The organism is Sinanaerobacter chloroacetimidivorans (genome assembly GCF_018128545.1).
Lineage (GTDB): Bacteria > Bacillota > Clostridia > Peptostreptococcales > Anaerovoracaceae > Sinanaerobacter > Sinanaerobacter chloroacetimidivorans.
Map to the genome: position 1 here is coordinate 25195 of NZ_JAGSND010000026.1, position 9585 is coordinate 34779.

The window sequence follows — 9585 nt, forward strand, 5'->3', positions numbered from 1 at the left end:
TACAAAGGAGGTATTGGAATGCAAATTTTAAAAGTAGAAAATTTAAGCAAAATCTATGGAGTCAGAAAAAATTCCAGAAAATATACGGCTCTGAAGAATATCAGCTTTGAGGTAAATCAGGGGGAATTTATCGGAGTCATGGGAGCTTCCGGTTCAGGAAAAACAACACTGCTCAATATCCTTGGCAGCATAGATAAACCTACCACCGGAAGGTATCTCATGAGCGGAACAGACATTTCTGCTCTGAACAATCATCAGCTTGCAAAGCATAGAATGGATCATATCGGTTTTATTTTTCAGGACTACAACCTGTTAGAAACTATGACGTTAAAAGAAAATATCATTCTTCCATTGGCTTTGAAAGGCAAAGCTGTTCATGAAATTGAGGAGAAGCTTGCATCTTTAGCCGGAGATCTTGGCATCGTACCGGTGCTGGACAAGTATCCCTACGAGGTTTCCGGCGGAGAACAGCAGCGAGCGGCCGCCTGCCGGGCTTTGATCAATACGCCAAAGCTTATCCTGGCAGATGAGCCGACAGGGAATCTTGATTCAAAGTCGGGTAAAGACCTGCTGAAGCTGCTCTCCTATATTAACACAGAATATCAGGCAACGATCCTGATGGTAACCCATGATGTCTTTGCAGCCAGCTATTGCCAGAAAATCCTGTTTATTCGTGATGGCGAAATTTACAACGAATTGTATGCCGGTAAGGATCGAAAACAGTTTTTCGATTCCATCATCGATGTGATGAGCATATTGGGAGGGGAAAGAGAATGAATTTGTTTACACTTGCCCTGCGCAATATCCGCTTGAATCATAAAAAATATATCATGTATTTTTTCTCCATGAGCTTTAGCGTGTTTACTGCCTATACCTTTCTTGCACTGATGCAGAATGAGTATGTGAAGATGGCTTTTCAATATGATACCAGGTATCAGGCATTGTTGAGTTCGTTCGGAGTGATTATCCTTGTCTTTGTACTTTTCTATCTGATCAGCTCCAATAACAGCTTCATCAAAGCTCGGAAAAAGGAAATCTCCACCTATTCACTCTTTGGAATGACCAATGGAAAGATCGGTGGTTTGCTCTTTATAGAAACCATGATGGTAGGAATTCTGACCTTGCTTGTCGGGATCGGGGCCGGTATTTTCTTCTCCAAACTGACGGCTATGTTTCTGCTGAATCTTTCTCTTTCGAATTTTATCGGTGATGTGGCATTTTCTATCGATCCGATGTCCATGATCCTGACGGCTGCCATTTTTCTCTTTATCTTCTGTATCATGGGGCTTTCGGGGCTTTGGGTCATTCATAAATTCGAGCTGGTGGATTTATTTAAAGCAGAGAAATTATCGGAAGGAAGATCCAAAGGTTCTGTCCTTGTTTTGGTGCTGTCAGTACTGCTGATAGGGGCAGGGTATATCCTCGCATGCAATCATAATGCGATGGTTGTTGTACTGGGAGCCATACCGATTCTTCTTCTTGTAATTTCCGGTACCTACTTATTTTTCTGGGGAGGCCTGCCGAAAGTTTTAAGTATCATTGCGAAAAATAAAAGCACCTATTATAAAGGTGTTAATCTGGTTTCTGCCACATCCTTCGGTCATCGAATGAAATCCATAGCTTCCGTTATGGCTACCATTGCGGTGCTGTCGGCAGTGGCCACAACAGCCATTGCCACAGGGTTCACCCTATACAGCAATATTGAAAAAAACACCTATGCCGTAACGGGATACGATCTTTCCTTCTATGGAACAGATGAAATACTTATGGATGAGGTCTTGAAAATTATTAAAGAACACAAAAGCGAAGCAATTGACAGCTATCAAGCGAAGCTTTATTCTGCCGCAGTAAACTCCGAGGCCGTAATGGTAGACGGATATGAATTTCTTTCAGAGGGAGAGCATACCTATAGAGTGTATTCACAATCGGACTACAATCAGTTGATCTCCTATTCCAAAAGCAATCTGAAGCCCGTTGAAGCAGATGCAGGGCAGGTAGTATACCTGTATCCTTACTCTGCTGATGATATAGAAGAAGCCATGAAAGGGCAGGTGCTGACCTTCTCAGAAAAGAAGATTGCCATAGAGGAAGTCCTCAGATCGGGTGCGGTATCCTTTGGTGAAAATCATGTCCTGATATTGAATGACGGCGATTTTAACGAGCTGCTTCAAAGAGGCGACATCGTCAGTGGAAAGATCGGTGAAGAACCGCAGTCTGCCATGTACGGAATGCTCGTTAATTATAAAAACTCACTGGATTCAAAAGCTCTCAATAACGATCTGGAGTCTTTCCTCTCGTCACAAGGGGTACAATACAGAACGGCTTACAACCTTTACAATGAATCTCTGGAAACCTTCGGACTGATCTGTTTTATCGGATTCTTCATGAGTGCAGTCTTTATCCTTATGACGGCAAGTCTGTTATATTTCAAGCAGGTTATGGCTGCAGAAGAGGAAAAGCATCAATATAAAATGCTCAGAAAAATCGGGTTGGACTCCGGTATGGAAAAGCAAATCATTAAAAAACGTCTTCTGCCGGTATTTTTTATCCCTCTCGTTATGGGGATCATTCATAGCGTCTTCGCCATGAAAACCGCAGATACCGTAGTCTTTTCCAATATGATTCGGGGGGGCCATTCTTACCTTACCGTATTGGGATTTTCCTCGGTTATGTATGGAGTTTATGCAGTGATCTATGGGATTTTCTATATGATTACGAAGAATCAGTATGCCAGAGCTGTTAAATAAGTTCAAAGATAGAGTTAAATAGAGCTAAATAGAGTTAAGAAAACCGTTCAATAAGTCGTAGGTAATCTTATCTGAGCCAAGCAAAAGGCAAGCCTCATATTGGGCTTGCCTCATTTGTAAGTCAAGTCGGAATACACCGTACGATGATCAATCCAAGCTCCTGACTGGGAGCTTAACATACCATTTTCAATATCCTGCCAAGTAAGGGAGCTGTCATTTACAAGGACATAATAAGTATACTCTGAAAAGGTTGCAGAGTTACCGCGTGGTTCGCCAGTATATTTTACAAGATAATTGTATGCATCGACATATTCTTTTCCGTCTTCTGTTTGTAAAAGCGTATATTTTTCTCCATCATAGCTTAATTCCATGCAATAAAGAATAGGATAATAAATTTATCCCAAACCGGCTGTCCGCTGGTGATGTCTAAATCCTCATAGACCACACAACCGTCCGCTTTTGCTTCTTCCAAGGTATAATCCTTCGGCAATTGATGATAGAGCAATACTTCAGATGAATTTATACAAGCCGTTAAAATACTGATTATCAGAATAAGCAGTATGATTATTCTTTTCATAGTTAACCTCCACTACTTTATTTTGGCCACCACATACCCCTGTTCATCAAAGCTTAACAATATTACTTTTTTTATTATTTCTCCGTTTTGAAGTTCTATCGTAATGGTCATTTCGTCCCCTGGCAGATCTTTAGGATTTGTAACACCTATCATTGAGTACGGTTTAAACGTTGGACTCCATGAGACACTGTAAATCGAATCACTAAAATTGAAATTTTTCCCGTAATCAAAATGATAGTATTCTACCGTTACCTTGTGCGACTCCTTGTTTAATTGCTCATCTAAGGCAATATCTCTAAATCTGAAGTATCTTCCGCCGGTTTGTGCAGCCTTCCATGTTCCGACAAAATTCATAATCGTATAATTCTCTATGTCCAGGCTTTTTCCTGCAAAATAACCCTTCTTTACCGCTTCAAGTTCAGGGCTTTCACCGCTGTTCCACAGCTCCTTTAATCTTTCTGTATATAAATGGTATTCGGCAGTTTCATCCAGATGAAGCACTGTATAAGGAAGAAAAAATTCAATCCGTACAGGATTTCCTTCTATATTTTGTTTGTACTCCATGGCGAGATCATAATGATGTATCATACCATTTTTAAGAGAATAGGTAACACGTGCAATGTCTTTCCCTGTCACGTAGAAACTCGCAGTCCCCCATCCGTAAGCCCATGCATCCTGCGTATCCGGATACGGATTGAGAGTAATTTGACCATTGGGCATTACCATAGATAAATTTGCCTCCAAAAGTCTCTCTTCCATTTGATTGCTATCTATACTGTCACTGCCTGCAAACGAAATGATTTGAAAACTATAATCGCTTCCTTTGCTTTCAAAGAAATAATCAATACTAAAAATTGATAGAAAAAGAAGAATCACAGCAGCTGCGGATGCGATCATTCTTTTTGGTGATATCAGCCTTTTTTTCTGAATGTCCGAATTTAAGCGCTGATTTTCTTCTTCTGTATCTTCTTTTATTTCTATATCAAACTCCCGGCATTCGGGCACAATCCTTTCTGCTTCTTCCTTCAGTTTCAGGGCAAGTTTTTTTTCAAAATTCCTCATAACTCCCACTCCTTTTTCTTTGAAATCTTTTCTAACTGCAGGATTGCTTTCCGATAGCGCCATTTTACCGTAGTCAGCGGTAGACCTAAAGTTTTTGCAATGGTTTTATGTGTCAAGTCGGAAATCAGATGAAGGACCACGATCTGCCTTTCCTCGTCCTTGAGTTCATTAAAAAGTTCGCTTATAAAGATGGAATAATCTGCAATTGTACTTTCTTCCTTTGCATGGATGCTATCCTTGGCAAGCTCCTCATCGATGACCTGTTTCTTCTTTTTCCTGATTAAATCAAGCGCCGTGTTTTTTGTAACTCGGATCAGCCAACCATTGATATTCTCAAAATCTTTACATACCCCAGCCTGCAATTTTACCTTCATAAAAACCTCTTGCATGACATCTTCGGCGTCGTGATAGTTCTTTAAAATACTTAGTGCAAAGGCAAAAATATCCTTACGAGTTTCCTCATAAAGGACTATAAATGCTTGCTCCTCCCCTTGAGCAATTTTCCCGAGTAGTTCTTTATTTCTTATCTCTTCCAAAGCGTCCCCCTTATACTATAGAATATCAGATTTGGGTTCTACTATAGTAACGATTGAATAACCCAAAAAGATAGTATTAAATAAAAAAAATCAACCGCAAATTATCAACTGTTATTTCTCCTCATGTATTTATCGAATTTTGGAATAATAAAAAAAGTAAAAATGACGGAACGCCGCCTCAGGGGCGACACCGATTCATGTGCTTTCTTTGATGTTACTATGTTATAAAAATCACCCCGGTGAGCAATTCAAAATAGAAGGAGATTGTTATGGAGAATCATATAAAAGGTTTATCGGCTTGGCAGCTTACCATGATGGCTTTAGGCACGGTTGTGGGCGGTTCCTTTTTTCTGGGATCAGCAGTAGCCATCAACGCAGCCGGACCGTCTATATTAATATCTTATATATTAGGTGGTGCACTTGTCTATTTTATTCTTTTTGCCTTGTCCGAAATGACGGTGGCAAACCCGGATTCCGGTTCTTTCAGAACCTTTGCCGCACAAGCCTTTGGCCACGGAGCGGGGTTTGTCGTAGGATGGCTGTATTGGACCGGAATGGTTTTAGCCATGTCAAGTGAAGCTACAGCAGTTTCCATTTTAATTAGAGAATGGATTCCTGGAATCTCTATCCCTTTGCTGGGCGGCATTATTATTATAGCAGTCACGCTTCTCAACCTGCTTGGCGCTGATAGGTTAAGCAAACTGGAAAGCGGACTGGCAGCTGTTAAGCTGCTTGCGATTGCTTCCTTTATCGTAATAGGGTTGTTGCTGATAATGGGATTCCTGTTAAAAGATACGCCTATCGGTGCTGGGGAATTGACGAGAGAACCCTTGATGCCCGGCGGCATTACCAGTATTGCCGGCAGTATGCTGATCGTTATGTTTTCTTATGCAGGTTTTGAAATTATTGGGTTGGCAGCCTCGGAAACCGATAATCCCCAGGAAACGGTACCGAAAGCCATTCGCAATACAGTATTATGCCTGGTGGGTTTTTATATTCTTTCTGTGGCAGTGCTGCTGCCGCTTATACCGACATCCATTCTGAGTGAGGAAATCAGTCCTATGGTGGCTGCCATGAACCGATGGGGAATGGGATGGGCCGGAGCAGTTTTAAATTTTGTCTTAATCACTGCTATTTTATCTACCATGCTGGCCGCTATGTTCGGCATCGGCAGGATGATGCGTTCTCTCGCAGATGAGGGTCTTGCACCGAGTCTATTGAAAGATGAAAAAAACGTTCCTTATCGAGGGATCCTGTTTTCAGGTTTTGCAATGCTTGCAGGACTTGGAATGGGTTTCTTGCTGCCGAGAGTCTATTTGTTTCTGATCAGTTCCGGAGGCTTTGCGCTTCTCTTTACGTATGTGGTGATTATAGCGACACATATTAAGTTTCGCAGAGAGCATGGCTGTCCTCCCGAGGGGAAATGCCAAATGCCAGGGTATCCCTATACTTCATGGATTGCATTATTCAGCATTGTGCTGATTATCATCAGTATGCCCTTTATTGAAGGCCAGGCATCGGGACTTGTGGCCGGCCTTATCATGACAGTATTCTATATACTTGCTTTTGTAGCAGTCACCTATGTAAAACCCTCAAAAAAAGGAAGTGAAGTAAAAACCCCATTAAAAAGCAGGGTGATACGATCAGGATATTCCACTGAGTATTCCAAAGAATTGGATGCTGCCGGGACTGATCAAAAGAAAGAGAAAAATCTTCATGAACCGGGAGATCCTGAATCAAGTAAGCATAAAAGTGATGATTGTAATAAGAAATAGCGGAAAGCAGGGCTCTCAAAAATAACGAAACTATAACTAGGGGCTGCTGAACAAACCGGAAATTAAAAAAGGTTTGTTCAGACCGGATGTAATCCGGCGAAAGCAGCCAAAAACAGAATAAATGATTGCTTTTGGCTGCTTTTCAGCCCCAATTATAGATAAATTATACAGTATTTTTTTGTATGGTCTATCTATTATTTTTTCACATACTAAATCTGGAAACCATATTTCCGAAATTAATCTTCATTATGTGGTGAAATATAATAATTGATATGGTATTATGTGGTAAATAGATTAATTTTATAATGGAAACAAAGGAATCGTTTTTGGTGATGTTTTGAAAAAATATAAAAGAGTGATATCTATTCTAGTTTCAATATTTCTCATCTGGTTTGTGATCCATACGTTAATAATTACCATTGACGGATTAAATGATGATCTTGGTAAGTCTGATGTTGTAGTTGTTTTGGGAAACAAAATCGAGCCGAACGGAACCCCTTCAGTTCGATTACAAGGAAGACTAAATAAAGCAATTGAATTATATGAAAAAGGGTATTTCGATTACATCATCGTTAGCGGAGGCTTTGGGAAAGAAGGATATAGTGAAGCAATCGTAATGAAAGAATACTTGCTGGAAAAAGGCATTTCTAGCGATTGTATTATGGTAGACGAAGAAGGAAATGATACTTATTCAACGGCAAAGAATACAAAAAAGATTATGGATCAGAGAGGTTTTCACACCGTTACAGTAATTTCTCAGTTCTATCATATCACGAGAACAAGATTAGCATTTCATAAAGCTGGATTGGATGATGTATATACAGTTCATTCCACGAGCTATGAAGCCCGGGACATATATTCGTTAATAAGAGAGTTTCCTGCATACTATAAATATCTTATGATATAACGTCCTTAAAGAACTGGAACCTTGATTTAAAGAAACATGGAGGGTATATGAAAAAGCAATTAATTCTCATTCTTATATTTTTATTTCTACTTAATTTATCTGGATGCGGAAATAAAAGTATTTCTGATACTTCGGGAGATGACAAGGTACTTTTGCAAACCTTTGATCTTCTGTCAAAGATAAACAGCTATGAATTAACGACAAGCAGAGTTGAATCTACAACATTTGGTGACAAGAAAGTCCTATCTCAAATGATAACAGAACAGAAGATAATTTTTGAACCCTTTGCTACCTGGAGTAGAACCGATTCAACATCTACACGAATTTTTGAGGGTGGTCAATATAGATCGTTGAGAGAAGTATATCAAGTATTAAATGATAATCAAATTGATTTATTCATGAGATACAGCCCTACTGAAGATGCCGCTACAGGTAATGAACCTGTCTTGGGTGAATGGCAGAAAATCACTATATCTCCAAAAGAACAGGCTGATTTGGCCATTGATATGGTAAGGAATAATTTTGATGCTCAGATTTATTTATTAAAGTCCAATATTGACTCTTTTAAGATCGTTGAAAATGACGAAGTAAAGGATGAAAACATTCTTAAATATGATGGGTATCTTGAACAGGCTACCATACTGGAAACATACCAAAAGTATATTAGAAAAATTTACGTTGAGGGGAAAATGTTAACAGATTCAGAAAATCTGACCCTTGAGGATTTAAAAAATGAAATAACAGGCGGTGATCTCCTTGAGATTAAAGTAGGAATCCCAAAGCTTGCATATTCCGAAAAGCCTGTTCCCATTTCATTATGGATTGATAAAAACACCTTTGCATTAAAAAAAGTAACAGTAGACGAAACATTAGTGATGCAATCGTATACGGAAAAAGAAATACTAAAAGCTAACCCAGATCTTGGAGACCCGATTGTTTCCAAAGCCTTGCTCACATATGAAATAAAAAGCATAGACAATTTAAAAGAAATACCAATGCCAAATGAAGAGTGATTATTAGGATTCGGAAAGGGATTACAATTGAAAAAGAAAAACATAATACTCCGGACACTTACAATTCTAATAGCAGCGACATTAATCGGAACGGTTTTATATGTAATCAACGGCTTCAAAGGAAATCCGTTATCGGCAGCCCTTGCAGATAGAGCCATACAGGCATATGTTGAAGAAACTTATCCTGAGCTTGAATTAGAGTTGGAAAAATCCCATTATAATTTTAAATTTAATGAATATGTGGCAAGAGCCAGTTCAAGAACCAGTGTAGATACCCATTTCGCAATCTATTACAGTGATGGAAAAGTACAATGGGATGATTATGATTCCTATGTTTTGGGGAAATACAATACTCTTACAAGACTGGAAAAGGAATATGGCGAACTGGTAGTGCCCATTCTATCAGAGATTGAGGGCTTGGAAAATAATGATTCTAACGTTCAGGTGGAAAAATGGGAAGATGAAAAAAACAACGATGATATAGATATTGATATGCAATTCAGCCGCGACCTTCCCATCGATATGAATATTATGATAAGAGCTGACAGGATAGATCCGTCAATCAAACGCCTGACCGACATATTGGAAAAGGCGCATAAAGCTTTGTTGGATAATGAATGTGTGTTTTCCAGCTATGGTATTTTTTCAGAATATGAAGATAAGCTGATCATGATCCATGGCGTAAAACCTTCTGACATTGAAAGCGGTGAGTTGGAACAAAGGCTGTTACAGGCTTATCAAGGCCGGGTACATAATGAGGACGGAGTTGCGGAAAACAGTAAAGACAGGACTGAATTTGAAGAAGGGATCAGGATTACCCTCAAAGAAGATAAAACAGATTAGTATGGATAAATAATGTAAACTAAATCAAAAAGAAGAGAACCTCTCAACTGTTCAGCACCCCAAATGTTGGACGTTAATTTAAGCAGCAACTTGGGAATGAGTTCGATATTCAACAGGACTCATTC

At 39.4% G+C, this 9585-nt stretch carries 10 protein-coding genes; 6 read left to right on the top strand and 4 right to left on the bottom strand.

All coding sequences use genetic code 11. The features are described 5' to 3' along the window. Positions 1-18: 18 nt before the first annotated feature. A complete protein-coding gene (locus KCX82_RS21440) occupies positions 19-777 on the top strand; it encodes an ABC transporter ATP-binding protein (RefSeq protein ID WP_227020509.1) in 759 nt (252 codons plus the stop codon). Then, positions 774-2747: an FtsX-like permease family protein gene (locus tag KCX82_RS21445; RefSeq protein ID WP_227020510.1), complete on the top strand. Its 1974-nt coding sequence runs from the start codon at positions 774-776 to the stop codon at positions 2745-2747. The genes KCX82_RS21440 and KCX82_RS21445 overlap by 4 nt, the downstream gene beginning before the upstream one ends. A gap of 110 nt (positions 2748-2857) precedes the next feature. On the opposite strand, the gene KCX82_RS21450 is transcribed toward KCX82_RS21445, so the two are convergent. Genes KCX82_RS21450 through KCX82_RS21465 form a run of 4 tightly spaced genes read right to left on the bottom strand, consistent with a single transcriptional unit; the run spans position 2858 to position 4922 of the window. Beyond that, positions 2858-3118, bottom strand: coding sequence for a hypothetical protein (locus tag KCX82_RS21450; protein ID WP_227020511.1), 261 nt, complete (start codon positions 3116-3118; stop codon positions 2858-2860). After that, positions 3109-3324: a hypothetical protein gene (locus KCX82_RS21455; protein ID WP_227020512.1), complete on the bottom strand. Its 216-nt coding sequence runs from the start codon at positions 3322-3324 to the stop codon at positions 3109-3111. The genes KCX82_RS21450 and KCX82_RS21455 overlap by 10 nt, the downstream gene beginning before the upstream one ends. 12 nt (positions 3325-3336) lie before the next feature. Beyond that, a complete protein-coding gene (locus tag KCX82_RS21460) occupies positions 3337-4386 on the bottom strand; it encodes a hypothetical protein (protein WP_227020513.1) in 1050 nt (349 codons plus the stop codon). After that, positions 4383-4922, bottom strand: a complete 540-nt coding sequence (locus KCX82_RS21465) for an RNA polymerase sigma factor (RefSeq protein ID WP_227020514.1) — start codon at positions 4920-4922, stop codon at positions 4383-4385. The genes KCX82_RS21460 and KCX82_RS21465 overlap by 4 nt, the downstream gene beginning before the upstream one ends. Before the next feature lie 269 nt (positions 4923-5191). Between KCX82_RS21465 and KCX82_RS21470 the strand changes: the two genes are divergently transcribed. The 4 genes from KCX82_RS21470 (at position 5192) to KCX82_RS21485 (ending at position 9460) form a co-directional block, all read left to right on the top strand. Continuing rightward, positions 5192-6697 carry an amino acid permease gene (locus tag KCX82_RS21470; RefSeq protein ID WP_227020515.1) on the top strand — a complete coding sequence of 502 codons (1506 nt, stop codon included), beginning with the start codon at positions 5192-5194 and terminating at the stop codon, positions 6695-6697. Positions 6698-7034: 337 nt separating this feature from the next. After that, positions 7035-7604 (top strand): YdcF family protein, encoded by a 570-nt coding sequence (locus KCX82_RS21475; protein WP_227020516.1) that lies wholly within the window; start codon positions 7035-7037, stop codon positions 7602-7604. Between the two features lie 47 nt (positions 7605-7651). Beyond that, on the top strand, positions 7652-8617 hold the full coding sequence (locus KCX82_RS21480; protein ID WP_227020517.1) for a hypothetical protein: 966 nt from the start codon (positions 7652-7654) through the stop codon (positions 8615-8617). A gap of 27 nt (positions 8618-8644) precedes the next feature. After that, positions 8645-9460, top strand: coding sequence for a YfjL-like protein (locus KCX82_RS21485; RefSeq protein WP_227020518.1), 816 nt, complete (start codon positions 8645-8647; stop codon positions 9458-9460). Positions 9461-9585 lie beyond the last annotated feature (125 nt).